Origin of the sequence: Nocardioides sp. CER19, assembly GCF_029846275.1 — a bacterium.
Taxonomy (GTDB): Bacteria; Actinomycetota; Actinomycetes; order Propionibacteriales; family Nocardioidaceae; genus Nocardioides.
Genome location: NZ_JARVWS010000001.1, coordinates 1,106,338 through 1,125,347 on the forward strand (window position 1 = coordinate 1,106,338; position 19,010 = coordinate 1,125,347).

19 protein-coding genes are annotated in these 19,010 nt (G+C 73.2%); 15 read left to right on the forward strand and 4 right to left on the reverse strand.

Annotated elements, in window-relative coordinates; translation table 11 throughout:
- Positions 1 to 37 precede the first annotated feature (37 nt).
- Positions 38 to 1,462 (reverse strand): MFS transporter, encoded by a 1,425-nt coding sequence (locus QDS12_RS05435; RefSeq protein ID WP_279877522.1) that lies wholly within the window; start codon positions 1,460 to 1,462, stop codon positions 38 to 40.
- A gap of 118 nt (positions 1,463 to 1,580) precedes the next feature.
- On the opposite strand from QDS12_RS05435, the gene QDS12_RS05440 reads away from it, so the two are divergent.
- Positions 1,581 to 2,402 carry a helix-turn-helix transcriptional regulator gene (locus QDS12_RS05440; RefSeq protein ID WP_279877523.1) on the forward strand — a complete coding sequence of 274 codons (822 nt, stop codon included), beginning with the start codon at positions 1,581 to 1,583 and terminating at the stop codon, positions 2,400 to 2,402.
- Positions 2,403 to 2,419: 17 nt separating this feature from the next.
- Positions 2,420 to 2,797 (forward strand): RNA-binding S4 domain-containing protein, encoded by a 378-nt coding sequence (locus QDS12_RS05445; protein WP_279877525.1) that lies wholly within the window; start codon positions 2,420 to 2,422, stop codon positions 2,795 to 2,797.
- Between the two features lie 13 nt (positions 2,798 to 2,810).
- On the opposite strand, the gene QDS12_RS05450 is transcribed toward QDS12_RS05445, so the two are convergent.
- Entirely contained in the window at positions 2,811 to 3,599 is a 789-nt protein-coding gene (locus QDS12_RS05450; protein ID WP_279877527.1) for a helix-turn-helix domain-containing protein, read from the reverse strand.
- A 230-nt stretch (positions 3,600 to 3,829) separates the two neighbouring features.
- Here QDS12_RS05450 and QDS12_RS05455 point away from each other — a divergent pair, with 230 nt between their 5' ends.
- A complete protein-coding gene (locus tag QDS12_RS05455) occupies positions 3,830 to 4,276 on the forward strand; it encodes a DUF3224 domain-containing protein (RefSeq protein WP_279877529.1) in 447 nt (148 codons plus the stop codon).
- On the opposite strand, the gene QDS12_RS05460 is transcribed toward QDS12_RS05455, so the two are convergent.
- Complete coding sequence (locus QDS12_RS05460) at positions 4,243 to 4,977, reverse strand: helix-turn-helix domain-containing protein (protein ID WP_279877531.1); 735 nt, start codon at positions 4,975 to 4,977, stop codon at positions 4,243 to 4,245. The genes QDS12_RS05455 and QDS12_RS05460 overlap by 34 nt on opposite strands.
- 184 nt (positions 4,978 to 5,161) lie before the next feature.
- On the opposite strand from QDS12_RS05460, the gene QDS12_RS05465 reads away from it, so the two are divergent.
- Together QDS12_RS05465 and QDS12_RS05470 are read left to right on the forward strand one after the other, a co-directional pair.
- Complete coding sequence (locus tag QDS12_RS05465) at positions 5,162 to 5,974, forward strand: class I SAM-dependent methyltransferase (RefSeq protein WP_279877533.1); 813 nt, start codon at positions 5,162 to 5,164, stop codon at positions 5,972 to 5,974.
- Positions 5,975 to 6,035: 61 nt separating this feature from the next.
- The gene (locus tag QDS12_RS05470) at positions 6,036 to 7,142 is read left to right on the forward strand and encodes a GuaB3 family IMP dehydrogenase-related protein (protein ID WP_279877535.1); all 1,107 of its coding nucleotides are present in this window, start codon (positions 6,036 to 6,038) and stop codon (positions 7,140 to 7,142) included.
- A gap of 7 nt (positions 7,143 to 7,149) precedes the next feature.
- Here the strand turns inward: QDS12_RS05470 and QDS12_RS05475 are convergent, their stop codons facing one another.
- Positions 7,150 to 7,752: a TetR/AcrR family transcriptional regulator gene (locus QDS12_RS05475; protein ID WP_279877537.1), complete on the reverse strand. Its 603-nt coding sequence runs from the start codon at positions 7,750 to 7,752 to the stop codon at positions 7,150 to 7,152.
- A 109-nt stretch (positions 7,753 to 7,861) separates the two neighbouring features.
- On the opposite strand from QDS12_RS05475, the gene QDS12_RS05480 reads away from it, so the two are divergent.
- The 10 genes from QDS12_RS05480 to QDS12_RS05525 all read left to right on the forward strand — a co-directional run bounded on the left by QDS12_RS05480 (position 7,862) and on the right by QDS12_RS05525 (position 18,958).
- Positions 7,862 to 8,617, forward strand: a complete 756-nt coding sequence (locus tag QDS12_RS05480; RefSeq protein WP_279877539.1) for an SDR family oxidoreductase — start codon at positions 7,862 to 7,864, stop codon at positions 8,615 to 8,617.
- Positions 8,618 to 8,622: 5 nt separating this feature from the next.
- Positions 8,623 to 9,405: an SDR family NAD(P)-dependent oxidoreductase gene (locus tag QDS12_RS05485; RefSeq protein WP_279877541.1), complete on the forward strand. Its 783-nt coding sequence runs from the start codon at positions 8,623 to 8,625 to the stop codon at positions 9,403 to 9,405.
- Positions 9,402 to 10,385 carry an NADPH:quinone oxidoreductase family protein gene (locus QDS12_RS05490; protein WP_279877544.1) on the forward strand — a complete coding sequence of 328 codons (984 nt, stop codon included), beginning with the start codon at positions 9,402 to 9,404 and terminating at the stop codon, positions 10,383 to 10,385. The genes QDS12_RS05485 and QDS12_RS05490 overlap by 4 nt, the downstream gene beginning before the upstream one ends.
- The gene (locus tag QDS12_RS05495) at positions 10,382 to 11,041 is read left to right on the forward strand and encodes an HAD family phosphatase (RefSeq protein ID WP_279877545.1); all 660 of its coding nucleotides are present in this window, start codon (positions 10,382 to 10,384) and stop codon (positions 11,039 to 11,041) included. The genes QDS12_RS05490 and QDS12_RS05495 overlap by 4 nt, the downstream gene beginning before the upstream one ends.
- On the forward strand, positions 11,034 to 12,053 hold the full coding sequence (locus QDS12_RS05500; protein WP_279877547.1) for a phosphotransferase family protein: 1,020 nt from the start codon (positions 11,034 to 11,036) through the stop codon (positions 12,051 to 12,053). The genes QDS12_RS05495 and QDS12_RS05500 overlap by 8 nt, the downstream gene beginning before the upstream one ends.
- Positions 12,053 to 13,273 carry an acyl-CoA dehydrogenase family protein gene (locus QDS12_RS05505; protein WP_279877549.1) on the forward strand — a complete coding sequence of 407 codons (1,221 nt, stop codon included), beginning with the start codon at positions 12,053 to 12,055 and terminating at the stop codon, positions 13,271 to 13,273. The genes QDS12_RS05500 and QDS12_RS05505 overlap by 1 nt, the downstream gene beginning before the upstream one ends.
- On the forward strand, positions 13,270 to 14,457 hold the full coding sequence (locus tag QDS12_RS05510; protein ID WP_279877550.1) for an acyl-CoA dehydrogenase family protein: 1,188 nt from the start codon (positions 13,270 to 13,272) through the stop codon (positions 14,455 to 14,457). Before QDS12_RS05505 ends, QDS12_RS05510 begins: the two co-directional genes overlap by 4 nt.
- Positions 14,454 to 15,566 carry an acyl-CoA/acyl-ACP dehydrogenase gene (locus QDS12_RS05515; RefSeq protein ID WP_279877551.1) on the forward strand — a complete coding sequence of 371 codons (1,113 nt, stop codon included), beginning with the start codon at positions 14,454 to 14,456 and terminating at the stop codon, positions 15,564 to 15,566. The genes QDS12_RS05510 and QDS12_RS05515 overlap by 4 nt, the downstream gene beginning before the upstream one ends.
- 62 nt (positions 15,567 to 15,628) lie before the next feature.
- The gene (locus QDS12_RS05520) at positions 15,629 to 17,380 is read left to right on the forward strand and encodes a glycerol-3-phosphate dehydrogenase/oxidase (protein WP_279877552.1); all 1,752 of its coding nucleotides are present in this window, start codon (positions 15,629 to 15,631) and stop codon (positions 17,378 to 17,380) included.
- Between the two features lie 87 nt (positions 17,381 to 17,467).
- Positions 17,468 to 18,958, forward strand: a complete 1,491-nt coding sequence (locus QDS12_RS05525; protein WP_279877554.1) for a hypothetical protein — start codon at positions 17,468 to 17,470, stop codon at positions 18,956 to 18,958.
- The last annotated feature ends 52 nt before the right edge of the window (positions 18,959 to 19,010 follow it).

The window sequence follows — 19,010 nt, forward strand, 5'->3', positions numbered from 1 at the left end:
TGGCGCCGGCCGATCCATCGTCTCGGTCGGGTTCGGCTCAGGCCGAGCCGACCTCAGGCGCGCGGGGACGCAGGCCGCCGGCGACGAGCAGCGCGCCGACCAGGACCAGTCCCGCGTCGATCCCGACGGCCGCTCGGAGTGCGGTGAGGGAGTCGATGCCGCCGGCAGCGGTGGCGATCGCGCTCACGAGGGGGACGCCGACCGCGATGGCGACCTGCTGGGTCATCGTCGCGATGCCGGTGGCGAGGCCCTGCTCGCGGTCGGGCAGCCCGGAGGTCGCGGCCACCATGAACGCGACGATGGCGCACACGTGACCGATCGCCCCGACGAACGTGACGATGCCGTAGAGCGGCAGGGACGCGTGCGCCGAGTGGCCGAGCAGGATCAGCAGGCCGGTCGTCACCGCCTGGATCGTGAGTCCCCCGGCCGCCGCCCCGCGCACGCCGACGACGCCGATCACCCGCGGGCCGACGGTGCCGCCGATGAGTGCGCCGGCACCCATGGTGCCGAGCATGAGTCCGGTCTGCAGCGGGTCGAGGCCGAGGACGTTCTGGAAGTAGAGCGTCGAGAGGAAGACCAGGCCGGGCTCCATCGAGAAGGTGACGAAGCCGGCCACGTTGCCCCAGAAGATCGTGCGCCGGCGCAGGATCGGGAGCGGCACCAGCGGGTGGGTGTGCCGACCCTCGGCGCGGACGAAGCCGGCCAGCAGGACGATCGCGAGGAGGAGTGCCGCCAGCCCCCAGGGGTCCGAGACGCCCTGTTCGCCGAGCCGCGTGGCGGCGTACACGAGGGAGAGGAGGCCGCCCGTGACCAGCGCCGCTCCCGGCGCGTCGAGGCGCGAGCGCTCGCGGTCGGGGGAGTCGGCGAGGACGAACGGCGCGACCGCGACGACGGCGACCGTGATCGGCACGTTGACGAGGAACGCCCAGCGCCAGCTGAGCAGGTCGGTGAGGACGCCCCCGAGGATCGCTCCGCCGGTGAAGCCGGCCGACATGACGACGCTGTTGAGGCCGAGCGCACGCCGGCGCAGCGGGCCCTCCGGGAATGCGACGGTGAGGAGCGAGAGCGCGGCGGGGGTGACGGCCGCCGTGGCGAGGCCCTGGATCACCCGCGCCGTCAGCAGGACGGCCGGGGACGTCGCGAGACCGCCGAGGAGGGAAGCGAGGCCGAGCGCGACCATGCCGGCCAGGAAGATCCGACGTCGGCCGAGGTAGTCGCCGACGCGACCGAACAGCAGGGTGAAGCCGGCGGCGCAGAGGGCGAAGGACGTGGCGATCCACTGCACGTCGGCCGACGAGAAGCCGAGGCCTGCCCCCACCGTCGGGAGGGCGACGTTGAGGATCGAGAAGTCGACGGTCAGGGTGAACTGCGACGCCAGCAGGAGCGCAAGGACCAGCAGCTGGCGGCGGCTCATCGCAGCTGGCCCCGCAGCTGACGCGTCGATCGTGAGCGTGGTTGTCATACCGATCACGGTGCTGGGTCCGCACGGTCCCAGCGAGACCCCTGGTCCGCCACCCCGCCGCCTGCCTAGCACTGACAGGGGCAGGAACCCGGTGGACAGGCGGGCCAGGATGGGTCCCATGACGACCGAGCTCGGGGAGTTCCTCCGTACCCGCCGTGCAGCGATCAGCCCCGACGACGCCGGGCTGATCTCCTACGGCGCCCGCCGCGTCCCGGGCCTGCGCCGCGAAGAGCTCGCGATGCTGGCCGGGGTGAGTCCGACCTACTACACACGGCTGGAGCAGGCCGACCAGCACAACGCCTCCGACAGCGTCATCGACGCGTTGGCCCGGGCGCTTCGGCTCAGCCCCGAGGAGCACGCCCACCTGCGGCGGCTCGCGCGGCCGGTCGTCGACCCGTCGCGCCCGCCGGCCGAGCAGGCCAGGCCGTCGGCGCGGGCGCTGGTCCACGCCTCGCCCGGACCCGCGCTGATCGTCGACCACTCGAACGACATCCTCGCGTGGAACCACCTCGGGCACCGGCTGCTCGCCCCGGACCTGCCCGCCGAGGCTCCCGACCGCTCGGCGGACCGGCCCAACCAGGCACGCATGCTCTTCCTCGAGCCCGGTGGCTCCGAGCTCTACGTCGACCCCGACGCGATGGCGCGCGCCATGGTCGGCTTCCTGCGCTACTCCTCCGGGCTCTTCCCCGACGACCGCAAGCTGAGCCTGCTCGTCGGTGAGCTGGTCCAGCGCAGCACCTGGTTCGCGTCCCTGTGGGCGGAGCACCCCGTCTTCGACTGCGGCTACGGCGTCAAGAGCTTCCGGCACCCCCTCGTCGGACGGCTCGACCTCTCCTACGAGGCGCTTGTGCTCGCGGAGACCACCCAACGGATGGTGCTCTACACCGCCGAGCCCGGCTCGTCCTCCGCGGACGGCCTGGAGCTGCTCGGTCGGGACTGAGCACTACCCTTGGGCGGGTGACGGCGCGGATCGACGTGCGCATCGACGTCTGGTGCTGGGCGGTGCGGCTCTACAAGTCGCGCTCCCAGGCGACGGCCGGCGCGAAGGCCGGGCACATCCGGATCAACGGAGTGCGGGCCAAGCCCGCGCAACCGGTCAAGGTCGGCGACGAGGTCAGGGTCTTCACCGACCGCGAGCACGTCGTGGTCGTCAAGGAGCTGCTGGCCAAGCGCGTGGGCGCCCCCCTGGCCCAGGCGGCGTACGACGACCGCACGCCCGCGCTGCCCCCCAAGGAGGAGCGGGCCGCGCCGGTGTTCTCGCGCGAGCGCGGCGCCGGTCGCCCGACCAAGCGCGACCGGCGGCTGCTCGACCAGCTGCGCCAGATGGGTCGCTGACCCCGGAGATCGCTCAGAGGTCCTGCGCGTAGGCAGCCGGCGGGCGCCCGACCACGTCCCGGAACGTGCGCACCAGGTGCGCCTGGTCGCTGAAGTCGAGATCCGCGGCGACGGCCGCCCAGTCGACGTCGCCGCCCGCGTGCGCCCGGGCCGCGACCTCGAGCACGCGGAACCGCTGCACGACCCATTTCGGGCCGATGCCGACGTAGTCACCGAAGAGGCGCTGCAGCGACCGGAGGCTGGTCCCGGCGCGGTCGGCCAGCTGGTCGGCCCGGGTGATCGTCCGGTCCGACTCGGCCAGCGCCACGAGGCCGCTCACCTCGGTGGCGGTGGCGTCCTCGGGCAGCCCGACCTCGGTCAGGTAGCGCTCCAGTGCCGCCACCATCTCCGCAGGCTCCTCGATGGCGAGCACGGCCGCGGCCGCCGCCCGGTCGTCAACCCCCAGGAGATCGCCCGCGGGCACGACCCGATCGCCCAGCGCCGCTACCCGGCTGCCCAGGACGGGCCGGAACATCCCGGGCAGGAACGACGCGCCGAGCGTGTGGCCGCGTCCCGAGACGACCCGGACGAACGTGCGGCGCAGGACGCCGTGCACCAGCAGCCGCCCGTCCTCGGCCGCGATGTGCACGCGCGGCTGCGGGATGACCTGCTGCTCGTGCGGCTCGGACAGGTCCCAGCCGACGTACCAGTGGTAGTCCACGTGCCCGGCCACCGCCGGCGAGGGCGTGAACCGGTCCACGGTGATCGCGCGCGACGCCGTCTCCGGTCGGACGATCGCGTCCGGGTAGCCCTCGGCCGCCATGGCATCGAGCCTAGGTGACCCGTCAGGTCCGGCGTGAAGGTGTCGTCACCTGCACCGCCCGTGCGGTGTCGCCGTCATCGCACCTCGTGCTCGGGCATCCGGAGGATCGCCGGTCCCGGCACGCCGTCCCATCCGACGTCCTGTTCTCTCATCTGCGCCACCCGAGCACGTCCGACGAGTGTGTCGCGTTCCTTCAAGACCGCCCTGCCGCGGCTCGCGAGAGTGGGGTCATGAGCACCTACACGCACCAGGCGACGGGCCGGCTGACGGTCGCGTCATGGCAGGAGTCGGCGTACGTCGACGTGGACGGCGAGGGCACCACGATGGGGTCCGTCTACTACCCGAACCGCGGGCTGACCCAGGCGGAGATCGGCTACGGCTACAGCGGCGAGGTCGAGGGGAGCTCGGTCGGGCGGATGCTGGGCGCCTACACCGGCGGCGGCCGCGCGGTCTTCGAGGCCTACGAGCAGTTCAGCGGCTCGATCGCCGGCCACGAGGGCAGCTGCGTCTGGCACGTCACCGGCACGCACGCCGACAACGCGGTCACCGCGCGGCTCGAGGTCGTGGCCGGGCTCGGCACCGGCGGTCTCGAGGGGCTGCGCGGCAGCGCCGACCTGGTCCTCGCGGGGCAGCCCGAGGACGGCTACGAGTTCGTCCTGGCGTACGACTGGGAGTGACCGTTCCCGGCGTACGCCGGGATCTCGGGCCGCGGGCGCGGGACGTGCGCCGCGATGCTCTGCCCGATCCAACGGGGCAGCGCCCGGCGCATCTCGGTCGGCCCGAGCAGGTCCACGACGCCGCTGTCGAGGACGCTCGCCCAGCTGCGGTCGCCGCGCCACACCTCGGTCAGCACCCGCAACCGCGCCTGGATGAGCGCGTCGACGCCGTAGCCCGGGTCGAAGTCGCACACGTCGGCTCCGGTGTGGGTCACCACGAGCCACCAGCGCGACACCTTCGGCTCGACGTCGGTGAGCCGGAACTCCACGACCGTACGGCGGCGCGGCCACTCCTGGAGCGGGAGGGTCCGCTGCACGTCCCAGAAGAGCAGGTGCGGGTCGAGATCCTCCTGGCCCAGGCCGCCGACCCAGCGGGTGCCCCAGGTCTGCAGGGCCCGCACCACCGGCTCGAGCTCGCGGCCGCTCCGCGTCAGGTGGTAGGACGTCCGCTGACCCGAGCCCTCCCGGGTGATCACGCCGGCCCGCTCCAGCGTGCGCAGCCGCTTGGAGAGCAGGGCGGGGGACATCTTCGGGACGCCCCGGCGCAGCTCGTTGAAGTGCACGCTGCCGAGGAGCAGCTCGCGGACGACGAGCAGGGTCCAGCGCTCGTCGAGCACCTCCATCGCCTTCGCCATCGGGCAGAACTGGCCGTACGACGCCATCGGTCCTCCCAGGGACGTGCCGAGCCCGTGCAGCGGTCCGGACCCGCTCCCAGCAGTAGACGCCGAGGCGGCCGCGGCGGCAAGTACAGATCGTGAACCGCTGTCGGTACAGATCGCGCACTATCCGCTCTCCTGGCGCCGCCCGACGATCGTGGTCCCAGACAGCACTCACCGTGGAGGAACCATGACCACCACCGCCACCCCCGAGCTGAAGGCCCGCCACCGCGCCATGTGGGCGCTCGGCGACTACGCCCGCGTCGCCGACGAGCTCGTGCCGGATGTCGGGCAGTCGGTCGTCGACGCCTGCCGGATCAGGCCCGGCGAGCGTGTCCTGGACGTCGCCGCCGGCACCGGCAACGCGGCCATCCCGGCGGCGCTCGCCGGCGGCGTGGCCACCGCCAGCGACCTGACGCCCGAGCTGCTCGCCATCGGCGAGCGCCGCGCGGCCGACGCCGGCGTGAGCATCACCTGGGACACGGCCGACGCCGAGGCGCTGCCCTACGTCGACGCCGCGTTCGACGTCGTCGTCTCCGCGATCGGCGTGATGTTCGCGCCCTGTCACGACGCCGCCGCGGTGGAGATGCTGCGTGTCACCCGGCCGGGCGGCCGCATCGGCGTCGCGAGCTGGACGCCGGCTGGCTTCATCGGCCAGATGTTCGCTGCGATGAAGCCGTTCGCGCCGCCGCCGCCCGAGGGCGCCCAGCCCCCACCGCTGTGGGGCGACGAGGCGCACGTCCGGGACCTCTTCGACGCGGGGGTGCGCGACCTCGCCGTCGAGGCGCGCACCGTCATGGTGGACGCCTTCGCCTCCGGCGCGGAGTTTCGCGACTACTTCAAGGCCTGCTACGGCCCGACGATCGTCGCCTACCGCTCGCTCGGTGACGACGCCGAGCGGGTCGCTGCACTCGACCGGGCGCTCGCCGAGCTCGGGGACGGCGCGATCGTCGACCACCGGATGGAGTGGGAGTACCTCGTGGTGACTGCGACCCGCCGGTGACCGCGAAGCCCGCGAGCCACCAGCGAACGGGTCGGTGGCGTGGGGATGAGAGAATCACCGCGTGACTGACATCGAGATCGGCCGGGCCAAGCGGGCGCGACGCGCCTACGCGTTCGACGACGTTGCGATCGTGCCTAGCCGGAGGACGCGCGACCCCGAGGAGGTCAGCACCGACTGGCAGATCGACGCCTACCGGTTCGAGCTGCCCGTGCTGGCCGCGCCGATGGACTCGGTCATGTCACCGGCCACGGCCATCAAGCTGGGTCGGCTCGGCGGCCTGGGCGTGCTCAACCTCGAGGGCATCTGGACGCGGTACGCCGACCCGGAGCCGCTGCTCGAGGAGGTCGCCGGCCTGCGCGGTGCCGACGCGACCCGTCGCCTGCAGGAGATCTACAGCGCGCCGGTGAAGGCCGAGCTGATCACCGAGCGACTGCGCGAGATCCGGGACGCCGGCGTCACGGTCGCCGGCGCGCTGAGCCCGCAGCGGACCAAGGAGTTCGCGAAGACCGTCACCGACGCGGGCGTCGACCTGTTCGTCATCCGCGGCACGACCGTCTCGGCCGAGCACGTGAGCAGCCAGGCCGAGCCGCTCAACCTCAAGGAGTTCATCTACGAGCTCGACGTCCCGGTCATCGTCGGTGGCTGTGCGACCCACCAGGCCGCGCTCCACCTGATGCGCACCGGCGCGGCCGGCGTACTCGTGGGCTTCGGCGGTGGCGCCGCCCACACCACGCGCACCGTCCTCGGCGTGGCCGTGCCGATGGCCAGCGCGGTCGCCGACGTGGCCGCAGCCCGCCGCGACTACCTCGACGAGTCCGGCGGCCGCTACGTGCACGTCATCGCCGACGGCTCGATCGGCAAGTCCGGCGACATCGCCAAGGCCATCGCCTGCGGCGCCGACGCCGTCATGGTGGGCAGCCCGTTCGCGCGGGCCACCGACGCGCCCGGCCGCGGCTTCCACTGGGGTGGCGAGGCGCACCACGCGACGCTGCCGCGCGGTCAACGCGTGGAGTTCGAGCCAGTCGGCAGCTTCGAGGAGATCCTCCTCGGGCCCAGCCACGTCGCCGACGGCACCATGAACCTCATCGGCGCTCTCAAGCGCAGCATGGCGACGACCGGCTACACCGACGTCAAGGAGTTCCAGCGCGTCGAGATCGTCGCCGGCTGACGCTCGCTCACGCGCCCGCGCCTACGATGCGCAGGGCGAGTCCGGCCATGTGGTCGCCGACGTCGTCGGGGGTCCAGCGGCCGTCGTCGCGGTACCACCGGGCGATGTCGATGCCGAGCGACAGCACGGCGGTGGTCGTCATCCCGGGGTCGGCGACGTCGAAGTCCCCGCTCGCGACGCCGGCCTCGATCGTCGCCCGCACCTCCTGCTCGATGCCGATGCGCAGCGCGCGGATCTCCTCGAGGTGGGCGGGGGACAGGGCGCCGAGCTCGTAGTTCACGATCCGCGCCCAGGTGTGCCCCTCGGCGTGGTGCCTGCCGAACTCGCGCGCGATCGCGGCCAGTCGCTCGCGCGGGGAGCCCGCCGAGGCCGCCGCCTCGCGGACCAGGTCCAGCGTCCGCTGGTGGCCCTCGCGCGAGATCACGTAGAGCAGCTCCTCCTTGGAGCGGTGGTGCACGTAGACGGCCGCGGGGCTCATGCCGGCCCCGGCGGCGATGTCGCGCGTCGTCGTGCCGTGGAACCCCTTGGCGGCGAACGCCTGCACCGCGGCCTCGAGCAGACGGGCGCGCGTGAGGTCGCCGCGAGCCGTGCCCTCCGGCAGCACGCTCATGGACACCTCCTCCCCAGACGGGGATTGACCCGGTCGACGCCGTACGGCATCGTGGCCATCATAAGCAAGCGCTTAGTCAGATGACCATCATCGGGTAGAGGAGGCCGCGTTGGCCGGACGGTTCGAGGGCAGGACGGCGATCGTGACGGGTGCGAGCCGCGGCATCGGCCTGGCGATCGCGCAGCGTCTGGTGGACGACGGGGCACGCGTCGTGATCACGGCCCGCAAGCCCGACGCGCTGGAGCAGGCGGTCGCCGAGCTGGGCGGACCCGAGCACGCGACCTTCGTGGCCGGGCACGCCGACGACGCCGAGCACCAGGCCGAGACGGTCGCGACCGCGATCGAGACGTTCGGCAGCCTCGACCTCCTGGTCAACAACACCGGCATCAACCCGACCTACGGCCCGCTCATGGGCCTCGACCTGGCCGCTGCGCGCAAGATGGTCGAGGTCAACTGCCTCTCGCCGATCGCGTGGATCCAGCAGGCCCACCGGGCCTGGATGGGGGAGCACGGCGGCGCGGTCGTCAATGTCGCCTCGGTCGGCGGGCTGCGGCCGGCGCCGGGGATCGCGATGTACGGCGGCACCAAGGCGATGCTCATCCACCTCACCGAGGAGCTCGCGGTCGAGCTCGGGCCGACGATCCGCGTCAACGCGGTGGCGCCGGCGGTCGTCAAGACGAAGTTCGCGACCGCGCTCTACGAGGGACGCGAGGAGCAGGTCGCGGCGACGTACCCGCTCAAGCGGCTGGGCGTGCCCGACGACGTGGGCTCGGTCGTGGCCTTCCTGCTGTCGGGCGACGCGGGCTGGATGACCGGCCAGACGCTGGTCATCGACGGCGGCCTCCTGCTCGCCGGCGGCGTCTAGTGGCCATGCCGGACCTGCACGGCAAGGGCGTCGTCGTCACCGGCGCCGGCCACGGCATCGGCCGGGCCCTCGCGCGCCGGATGGCCGCGGCTGGCGCTCGGGTCGTCGTCAACGACCTCGACGCCGCCGCCGCCGAGGCGGTTGCCGACGAGATCGGCGGGTACGCCGCGGGCGGCGACGCGGCCTCGGCGGACGGCGTCGCCGCGCTGGTCGAGCGCGCCCGCGCCGAGCTCGGCGAGGTCGACGTCTGGTTCGGCAACGCCGGGATCGAGCGCGGTCACGGGCTCGACGCGACGGAGGAGGACTGGGCGGCCGCGCTCGACGTCAACGTCATGGCGCACGTGCGGGCGGCCCGCCTGCTCGTGCCCCGGTGGATCGAGCGCGGAGGCGGCCGGTTCGTCGTCACCGCCTCGGCGGCCGGCCTGCTCACGATGCTGGGCAGCCCGACGTACTCGGTCTCCAAGCACGGCGCCGTCGCGTTCGCCGAGTGGCTCTCGGCGACCTACCGCCACCGCGGCGTCGTGGTCCAGGCGATCTGCCCGCAGGGCGTGCGGACGCGGATGTACGAGGAGGCCGGCGCGCTCAAGGAGGTGCTCAGCCACGACGCGGTGCTGAGCCCCGAGGAGGTGGCCCAGACCGCGTGGTCCGCGCTCGAGGACGACCGCTTCCTGGTGCTCCCGCACCCGCAGGTCGGCGGCTACTACACGGCCCGGGCCTCCGACACCGACCGGTGGCTGGCCGGCATGAACAAGGTGCAGCAGCATCTCGACGGAGAGGTTTCTCGATGAGGGCGTGGCGGGTCGCCGAGCTGGGGGAGCCGTCCGCGGTGATGCGGCTCGAGGACGTGGACGCACCGACGCCGGCGCCCCGGCAGCTCGCCGTGAGGGTGCTGGCCACGCCGGCGAACTTCCCCGACGCCCTGATGTGCCGCGGGCTCTACCAGGTGCGGCCGGAGCTGCCGTTCACGCCCGGCGTCGAGCTGTGCGGCGAGGTGGTCGCCCTCGGTGACGAGGTGACCGGCTTCGCGGTCGGCGACCGTGTCGTGGGCGCCTCCGTGCTGCCGTACGGCGGCTTCGCCGACGTCGCGCTCATGGACGTCGCGACCACCTTCCCCGCGCCCGCGTCCCTCGACGACGCCCAGGCGGCGTCCCTCTACATCGGCTACCAGACCGGCTGGTTCGGCCTGCACCGGCGAGCCGGCCTGCGCGCCGGTGAGACGCTGCTCGTCCATGCCGCGGCGGGCGGTGTCGGCAGCGCGGCCGTCCAGCTCGGCAAGGCGGCGGGCGCGACGGTGATCGGGGTCGTCGGCGGCCCCGAGAAGGCGGCGGTCGCCCGCGAGCTCGGCTCCGACGTCGTGGTCGACCGGCACACCGAGGACTTCGTCCAGGTGGTCAAGGAGCACACCGGCGGCCGCGGCGCCGACGTCGTCTACGACCCGGTCGGCGGTGACACCTACCAGCGGTCCACCAAGTGCGTGGCGTTCGAGGGCCGCATCCTCGTGATCGGCTTCGCCGGCGGCGAGATCCAGTCGGCCGCGCTCAACCACGCGCTGATCAAGAACTACTCGATCGTCGGGCTGCACTGGGGCCTCTACAACGTCGTCGACCCGGCCGCCGTGGCGGAGTGCCACCGGGCGCTCACCGACCTCGCCGACCGGGGCCTGGTGCGACCGCTGGTGAGCGAGCGGATCTCCCTCGAGCGCGCGGCGGACGGCGTACAGCGGCTTGCCGACGGGGCCACGGTCGGTCGCGTGGTGGTCACGCCGTGAGCGAGGTCGAGGCGGTCGTCTTCGACTACGGCGGCGTGATGACGACCCCGGTCCGCGACTCGATCGCCGCGTGGCTCGCGGCCGACGGCATCGACCCGGAGTCGTTCAGCCGCACGCTCAAGGCGTGGCTGTCCCGGGGCGCGCCGGCCGGCACGCCGGTCCACCGGCTGGAGACCGGTGAGCTGACACCGGACGAGTTCGGCACGCTGCTCGCCGCCGAGCTGGTGACCCACCACGGCGACCCGGTCGTCGCCGACGGCGTCGTGGCCCGGCTCTTCGCGGGCATGCGCGCGGAGCCGGCCATGTTCGACCTGGTCACCGAGCTGCGCGGTCTCGGGGTGCGGACCGCGATGCTGTCCAACAGCTGGGGCAACACCTACCCGCGCGAGCGGATCGCCGAGGTCTTCGACGAGATCGTGATCTCCGGCGAGGTCGGGCTCCGCAAGCCGCAGGCCGAGATCTACCGGCTCGTCCTCGACGGCCTGGAGGTCGCGCCGGAGCGCGCCGTCTTCGTCGACGACGCCGAGCCGAACCTCGCGGGCGCGCGCGACGTCGGGCTCCGCACCGTCCTGCACACCGACCCGGCCGGCACCCGCGCGGCGCTCGCCGCGCTCGTCCCGGGCCTGCGCGCCCATCTGGAGGGAAACGATGACTGACGTCCCCGGCCTCGACCTGCCCCGGCTCGGCGCCTGGTTCGCCGGGCACGTGGTCCCGACCGGCGAGGTACGCCTGACCGCCCGGCACATCAGCGGCGGCAAGTCCAACCTCACCTACGAGGTGTCCGACGGCACCCGCGCGTGGATCGTACGGCGGCCCCCGCTCGGCCACGTCCTGGCGACCGCGCACGACATGGCCCGCGAGTACCGCGTGATGACCGCGCTCCGGAACACCGCCGTTCCCGTCCCGCTCACCTACGCGCTGTGCGAGGACGCCGAGGTCGTCGGGGCGCCGTTCTACGTGATGGAGCTGGTCGACGGCGTGCCCTACCGCCGGCGCTCGGAGCTCGAGGCGCTCGGGCCCGACCGGACCCGCGCCATCAGCGAGCGCCTGGTCGACACGCTGGTCGCGCTGCACGCCGTGGACCCGGTCGCGGTCGGGCTGGCCGACTTCGGACGCCCCGAGGGCTTCCTGGCCCGTCAGGTCGGCCGCTGGAAGAAGCAGATGGACGCGTCGTACCACCGCGACCTCCCGGCCGCCGGCGAGCTGCACGCCCGCCTCGCCGAGAGCGTGCCGGCGGAGGGCGCCGCCGGCATCGTGCACGGCGACTTCCGGCTCGACAACGTGCTGGTCGGCGCCGAGACCGACCGGATCAACGCCGTCGTCGACTGGGAGATGGCCACGCTCGGCGACCCGCTCACCGACCTGGCGCTGATGCTGCTCTACCAGCGGCTCGCCGCCTTCGGTGGCTCCGTCGTGAGCGACGTCAGCACCGCACCCGGCTACCTGTCGGAGTCGGAGATCCTGGCGCGCTACGACGCGGCGAGCCACCGCGACCTCGGTCGGTTCGGCTTCTACCTGGGACTCGCGGCCTACAAGCTCGCCGCGATCCTCGAAGGCATCCACTACCGCTACCTCCAGGGCCAGACGGTCGGGGAGGGCTTCGACACCATCGGCGACGCCATCCACCCGCTGCTGGAGGCCGGGCTGAAGGCACTCAAGGAGGACTGATGGACTTCTCGTTCGACGAGCGCACCGAGGAGCTGCGCGCCACCCTGCTCGACTTCATGAAGACCCAGGTCGAGCCCGCCGAGGCGGTCTTCTCCGACCAGCTCGGGTCCTCGGGCGACCGATGGGCCTGGGACGCGGTGCCTGTGATGGCGCAGCTGCGCGAGGAGGCCCGCCGCCGCGGGCTCTGGAACCTCTTCCTGCCCGGGGACGCGGGCGCCGGGCTGACGAACCTGCAGTACGCCCCGCTCGCGGAGATCAGCGGGCGCAGCCACCTCGCGCCGGCGGCGATGAACTGCGCCGCGCCCGACACCGGCAACATGGAGGTGCTGCACCAGTTCGGGAGCGAGGACCACCAGAAGGAGTGGCTCCAGCCGCTCCTCGACGGCCGGATCCGCTCGGCCTTCGCGATGACCGAGCCCGACGTGGCCTCCTCGGACGCGACCAACATCCAGCTCAGCATCGTCCGCGACGGCGACTCCTACGTGCTCAACGGGCGCAAGTGGTGGATCACCGGCGCGATGAACCCGAACTGCCGCGTCTTCATCGTGATGGGGAAGACCGACCCGTCCGCCGAGCGGCACCGCCAGCAGTCGATGATCCTCGTCCCGCGCGACGCCCCCGGGCTCGAGGTCGTGCGCGCCATGCACGTCCTCGGGTACGACGACCACGACCACGGCGGCCACGCCGAGCTGTCCTTCACCGACGTCCGCGTGCCGGTCAGCAACCTGATCGGCGAGGAGGGCGCCGGCTTCGCGATCGCCCAGGCCCGGCTCGGCCCTGGCCGCATCCACCACTGCATGCGGTCGATCGGCGTTGCCGAGCGCGCGATCGAGCTGATGTGTGCGCGGGCGGCGAGCCGGGTGGCGTTCGGTCGACCGATCGCCGACCAGGGCGTCGTACGCGACTGGATCGCGGAGTCCCGGGTGCGCATCGAGCAGCTCCGGCTGCTGGTCCTCAAGACCGCGTGGCTGATGGACACCGTCGGCAACCGCGGCGCGCACACCGAGATCCAGGCGATCAAGATCGCCACGCCGGCCACGGTGCAGTGGATCCTCGACAAGGCCATCCAGGTGCACGGCGCCGGGGGTCTCTCACAGGACTTCCCGCTGGCCGCCGCGTACGCCGGCATCCGCACGCTGCGCTTCGCCGACGGTCCCGACGAGGTGCACAAGAACGCGCTCGCCAAGGCCGAGCTGCGCCGCCAGGAGGCCGCCCGATGACGCCCGCGGAGCTCCGCGGCCGGGTCGAGGCGTTCCTCGCCGAGCACCCGCCCGCCACCACGGAGCGCAGCGTGTTCCTCCACGCCCGCTACGCCGCCGGGCTGGCCTGGGTCCACTTCCCGGAGGGCCACGGCGGCCTCGGGCTGTCGCGCGGCCTGCACCCGATGGTCGAGGCACTGTTCGCGGCGGCCGGTGCCCCGGACAACAACCCGCGCGCCAACGGCATCGGGCTGGGCATGGTGGCGCCGACGCTGCTCGCTTACGGCAGCGAGGAGCAGTGCCGCCGCTACCTGGAGCCGCTGTGGTGCGGCGAGGAGATCTGGTGCCAGCTCTTCTCCGAGCCGGGCGCCGGCTCGGACCTGGCCGGGCTCGCCACCCGGGCGGTCCCCGACGGCGACTCGTGGGTCGTCAACGGGCAGAAGGTGTGGACCTCCGGCGCCCACAACGCCGACCTCGCGATCCTGGTCGCCCGCACCGATCCCGACGTACCCAAGCACCGCGGCATCACCTACTTCCTGGTGGACATGAAGGAGCCGGGCGTCGACGTCCGGCCGCTGCGCCAGATCACCGGCGAGGCGGAGTTCAACGAGGTGTTCCTGACCGACGTACGCATCCCGGACGCGATGCGGGTGGGCGACGTCGGGGACGGCTGGCGGGTCGCCAACGGCACCCTCAACAACGAGCGGGTCGCCATCGGCGGCCATGCGGTGCCGCGCGAGGGCGGCATGCTCGGCGTGGTGGCGCGGTCGTGGCGCGACCGCCCCGAGCAGCACACCCCCGAGCTGCACGACCGGCTGATGCGGTTGTGGGTCGAGACCGAGGTCGCCCGGCTCACCGGTCAGCGGCTCCGCCAGCAGCTCGCCGCGGGCCAGCCCGGCCCGGCCGGCGCGGCCATGAAGCTCACCTTCGCGCGGCTCCACCAGCAGCTCACCGGCCTCGACCTGGAGATCCGGGGCGAGGAGGGGCTGCGCTACGAGAGCGAACCCGGCTGGGACATGGTCCGGCCATCGCACGTCGACTTCACCGGTCGCGACGCCGTCTACCGCTACCTGCGCGCCAAGGGGAACTCCATCGAGGGCGGCACCTCGGAGATCCTCCGCAACATCGTGGCCGAGCGGGTGCTGGGCCTTCCGGCCGAGCCCCGCGTCGACAAGGACGTCCCCTGGAAGGAGGTGCCGCGATGAACGACGCGACCACCGGTGCCGACCTCGACGAGCTCGAGCTGCTCGACTCCGACGACGACCGCGACCTGCGCGCCGCGGTCGCCGGCTTCCTCGCCGACCGGTGCCCGTCGGGCGGCGTCGCCGCGATCTACGACGGGGACCGCGCCCTGGTCGAGCCGCTGTGGCGCGGGCTCGCCACGGAGCTCGGGCTGGCGGGCCTGCTCGTCCCGGAGGAGTACGGCGGCGCCGGTGCCGGCTCGCGAGACGCCGCCGTGGTCCTCGAGGAGCTCGGCCGGTCCGTGGCGCCGGTGCCGTTCCTGACGAGTGCCGTCGTCGCGACCACCGTGCTGGCGCAGGCGCCGACCGACGCCGGCCGCGAGCTGCTCGCCGATCTCGCCGAGGGCCGGCGCACCGCCGCGCTCGTGGTCCCGCTCTCCACGAGCCTGTCGGGCGCGCGCCCGGTCGCTGGCACCGTCCGCAGCGTGGCCGGAGCGCTCGAGGCCGACACCCTGCTGGTGCCGGTCGCGTCCGCCGTCGGGCTCGAGCTGCGCGCCGTCCCGGCGGCCGAGGCCACCACGGACCCGGTGGTCTCGCTCGACATGAGCCGACAGCTCGCGGACGTCACCGCCGACCCGGCGGCCGGAACGGTCGTCGTCACGGGGGACGCGACGGCCGCCGTACGGGCCGGGCTGCTCGCGGGCACCGCCCTGCTCGCCTCCGAGCAGCTCGGGGTCGCGCAGTGGTGCCTGGCGACGACCGTCGGCTACCTCAAGGAGCGACGTCAGTTCGGCCGCGTCGTGGGCGGCTTCCAGGCGCTCAAGCACCGCCTCGCCGACCTCTACACCTCGGTGGAGGGCGCGACCGCGGCGGCGCGCTACGCCGCGGCCGTGCTGGCCGTCGACCCGGCGGGCGACGAGACGGAGATCGCGACGCGCATCGCGGCGGCGTGGTGCTCCGACCTGGCGGTGCTGGCCGCGGAGGAGGCGGTCCAGCTGCACGGCGGCATCGGCATGACGTGGGAGCACCCCGCCCACCTCTACCTCAAGCGCGCCAAGGCCGACCAGCTCGCGCTGGGCCTGCCGGGTCATCACCGGGCGCGGCTGGGGGAGCTGGTCGGGCTCGTGCCGTGAGTGGGAGCGCGCACTGGTCCCCGTAGGCCCGCACTCACGACCCGCCCTGACAGACTGGCGGTATGAGCCAGCCCCCGCTGACGCCCGGTGTGCTCGGACCCGCCGCCCGTGACGCCGCCCTCGCGGCGATGAGCGGGGCCGCGGGCGAGGCCGAGCTCGACGTCCTCGTCGTGGGCGGCGGTGTCGTCGGTGCCGGCGTCGCGCTCGACGCGGTCACCCGCGGGCTGTCCACGGGGCTGCTCGAGCAGCGCGACCTCGCCTCCGGCACCAGCAGTCGCAGCAGCAAGCTGATCCATGGCGGCCTGCGCTACCTCGAGATGATGGACTTCGCGCTGGTCCGCGAGGCCCTCACCGAGCGCGGTCTGCTGCTCACCCGCCTGGCGCCGCACCTCGTGCGGCCGGTGCCGTTCCTCTACCCGCTCACCCACAAGGGCTGGGAGCGTCCCTACGTCGGGGCCGGCCTCGCCCTCTACGACGGCATGGCGGCCGTCGGCGGCATGAAGGCGGGCGGGGGCTCGGGGCTGCCCCGCCACCGCCACCTCACGCGGCGCGGCGTCGCCCGGATCGCTCCTGACTTCAGGTCCGAGACGGTCTCGGGTGCGATCAAGTACTACGACTGCCAGGTCGACGACGCCCGCCTGGTCACCACGATCGCCCGGACGGCCGCCCGGCACGGTGCCCACGTCGCCACCCGCGTCCGGGTCACCGGCTTCCTCCGCGAGGGCGAGCGGGTGGTCGGCGTGACGGCGCGCGACCTGGAGCACGGCCGTGACCTCGAGGTGAGGGCACGCGTGGTCGTCAACGCGGCCGGCGTCTGGACCGACGAGATCCAGGAGATGGTCGGCGGCCGCGGCGCCCTGCACGTGCAGGCGTCGAAGGGCGTCCACCTCGTCGTACCCCGCGACCGGATCCGCAGCGACTCCGGCTTCATCGTGCGCACCGAGACGTCGGTGCTCTTCGTGATCCCGTGGGGCCGGCACTGGATCATCGGCACCACCGACACCGACTGGAACCTCGACAAGGCGCACCCGGCCGCCTCGAAGGCCGACATCGACTACATCCTCACCCACGTCAACGCGATCCTGCGCGAGCCGCTCGACCACGAAGACGTCGAGGGTGTGTACGCCGGCCTGCGACCGCTGCTGGCCGGGGAGTCGGAGCCGAGCAGCAAGATCAGCCGCGAGCACACCGTCGTCACCCCCGTGCCGGGCCTGGTGATGATCGCGGGCGGCAAGCTGACGACCTACCGCGTCATGGCGAAGGACGCCGTCGACGCCGCCGCGCACAGCCTGCGCGCCATCGCGAACCTGAGCCTGCGCGAGTCGATCACTGACAAGGTGCGGCTGCTAGGCGCCGACGCCTACGAGACCCGCGCCAACCAGCGCGTCCTGCTGGCCCGGCGCTCCGGGCTGCACGTCGCGCGGATCGACCACCTGCTCGGGCGCTACGGCGGCCTCGTCGACGACATCCTCGACCTCGTCGCGGAGCGCCGCTCGCTCGGCGCACCGCTCCAGGGCGCCGAGGACTACCTCGCCGCCGAGGTGGTCTACGCGGTCACCCACGAGGGTGCGCGCCACCTCGACGACGTGCTCACCCGCCGGACCCGGATCTCGATCGAGACCTTCGACCGCGGCGTCACGGCGGCACCCTGCGCCGCCCGGTTGATGGCGGCCGAGCTCGGCTGGTCGACGGAGACCGTGCGCGAGGAGGTCGACCACTACCTGCGCCGGGTCGAGGCGGAGCGTCAGTCGCAGCTGATGCCGACCGACCAGGAGGCCGACGAGGCGCGGATCCAGGTCACCGACATCGTGTGACGCCAGCGTCTCCGGCGTTCGCCTGACGAGCACGAGATCCGCCTCTAGGGTGTGCCGGTGCGCACGTCCCGGTGGTCAAGGGGACCGTTGTCTCCCGACACCTGGGCACGCCGGTGTGTCGCCCTGCTGATGCTGGTCGGCACGCTGATCCGGCTGCCGCAGCTGAGCCACTCGCTCAACGAGATGCACGGCTTCCGGCAGGCGCAGACCGCCTACGTCGTCAGGGAGTACGCCGCGCACGGGATCGACCTGCGGCACACGCCCTTGCCGATCTTCGGGCCGCGGAGCGACGTTCCTCTCGAGCTTCCCCTCCCGCAGGCGCTCGCGGCGCTGATCGCCCGGCTGGGAGTGGCGCCGGAGGCCGCCATGCGGGTCGTCGGACTGGTCGGCTTCCAGTGCGCCGCGCTGTTCCTGTTCCTCCTCGCCGTGCGCTGGCACGGGCGACGCGTCGCGCTCATCGGCCTGGTGCTGTTCGAGTTCCTCCCGTTCGGTCTCGCCTGGGGTGCGGCGTCGCTGATCGAGTTCCCGGCCGCCGCCGCCGGGCTGGGGATGGTCGTCGCTCTCGAGCGGTGGTGGCGCGGCGGCAGCGCATGGTGGCTCGCGGTGGCGGGTGTCGCCGCCGTCCTGCTGGGCGCTGTCAAGGCCACCACGGCTCCCGGCTACCTGGTGCTGGCCGGCTTCGCCGCGATCGGCTGCGTGGTCGAGCGGGGTCGGGGCGGTGCCGGGCGCGCGCTGTCAGGCCTACTCGTCAGCGGGGCCGCCGGCCTGGTCGCGGCCCTCACCTGGACGTCGTACGCCGACTCCGTCAAGGCGCGCGAGCCGCTGGTCCGCTTCCTGCTCAGCAAGAACCTGACGGCGTGGAACTTCGGGACGGGGGAGCAGCGACGCGACCCAGTCACGTACGCGCGGATCCTCACGCGCGTCGGTGAGGAGATCGCCGCGCCCTTAGGGCTCCTCCTGCTGCTCGGTGCGGTGTTCGCGTTGCTCTGCTCGCGTGGCAGGGCCGACCTCGTCCGCCGCGGCGGCTGGACGGCCGCCGCGGTGACCTCGCCGCTCATCTGCCTCAACCTCTACTTCGTCCACAACTACTACCTCTGCGCGGTCTTCCCGCTCCTGGCCATGGTCGTTGCGCTCGGCGTCGACGCCGTGGTCCAGGCCGTCGCCCCGCTCCTCCGCCACCGACCGATCGGGAAGGCGGCACTGGGAGCGCTCCTCGCCACCGGTGTGGTCGTCGCCTGCTGCGCCACGACGCTCGGACGCATCGACGTGCACCAGTGGGGGCACGACGGCGGCGTCCCGCCGAGCGCCCAGGCGATCCGGGCGGCCACGCGACCGACGGACCGGATCGTCACCGTGGGCTGCGACTGGGACCCGCTCATGCCCTACTACGTGCATCGCAGCGTCTTGATGCTGCGACCGGACGAAGAGGCCGCGGCCTGGGCTGAGGTGGGTGGTCTGGCGGGCTACTCATACGTGTACCGCTGCGATCCGAGCGCTGACCCGCTCCACTACCTGCCGACCGGCATCGCGCTGACCCCCTCGGATGTCGACGGGCTGTGGCGCGTAGACGGGGCCTGATGCGCTGTCTCTGCGGCGTCGCCGAGTTTCTGCGACACGTGTGACGGATAAA

Bases quoted from the DNA above. Each gene is read 5' to 3' on its own strand.
- QDS12_RS05505 (WP_279877549.1), top strand. From the start codon at position 12,053: ATGGACTTCTCGTTCGACGAGCGCACCGAGGAGCTGCGCGCCACCCTG.
- QDS12_RS05450 (WP_279877527.1), bottom strand. From the start codon at position 3,599: ATGGCGGCCGAGGGCTACCCGGACGCGATCGTCCGACCGGAGACGGCG.
- QDS12_RS05485 (WP_279877541.1), top strand. From the start codon at position 8,623: ATGCCGGACCTGCACGGCAAGGGCGTCGTCGTCACCGGCGCCGGCCAC.
- QDS12_RS05520 (WP_279877552.1), top strand. From the start codon at position 15,629: ATGAGCCAGCCCCCGCTGACGCCCGGTGTGCTCGGACCCGCCGCCCGT.
- QDS12_RS05455 (WP_279877529.1), top strand. From the start codon at position 3,830: ATGAGCACCTACACGCACCAGGCGACGGGCCGGCTGACGGTCGCGTCA.
- QDS12_RS05490 (WP_279877544.1), top strand. From the start codon at position 9,402: ATGAGGGCGTGGCGGGTCGCCGAGCTGGGGGAGCCGTCCGCGGTGATG.
- QDS12_RS05500 (WP_279877547.1), top strand. From the start codon at position 11,034: ATGACTGACGTCCCCGGCCTCGACCTGCCCCGGCTCGGCGCCTGGTTC.
- QDS12_RS05460 (WP_279877531.1), bottom strand. From the start codon at position 4,977: ATGGCGTCGTACGGCCAGTTCTGCCCGATGGCGAAGGCGATGGAGGTG.
- QDS12_RS05435 (WP_279877522.1), bottom strand. From the start codon at position 1,462: ATGACAACCACGCTCACGATCGACGCGTCAGCTGCGGGGCCAGCTGCG.
- QDS12_RS05475 (WP_279877537.1), bottom strand. From the start codon at position 7,752: ATGAGCGTGCTGCCGGAGGGCACGGCTCGCGGCGACCTCACGCGCGCC.
- QDS12_RS05440 (WP_279877523.1), top strand. From the start codon at position 1,581: ATGACGACCGAGCTCGGGGAGTTCCTCCGTACCCGCCGTGCAGCGATC.
- QDS12_RS05510 (WP_279877550.1), top strand. From the start codon at position 13,270: ATGACGCCCGCGGAGCTCCGCGGCCGGGTCGAGGCGTTCCTCGCCGAG.
- QDS12_RS05515 (WP_279877551.1), top strand. From the start codon at position 14,454: ATGAACGACGCGACCACCGGTGCCGACCTCGACGAGCTCGAGCTGCTC.
- QDS12_RS05465 (WP_279877533.1), top strand. From the start codon at position 5,162: ATGACCACCACCGCCACCCCCGAGCTGAAGGCCCGCCACCGCGCCATG.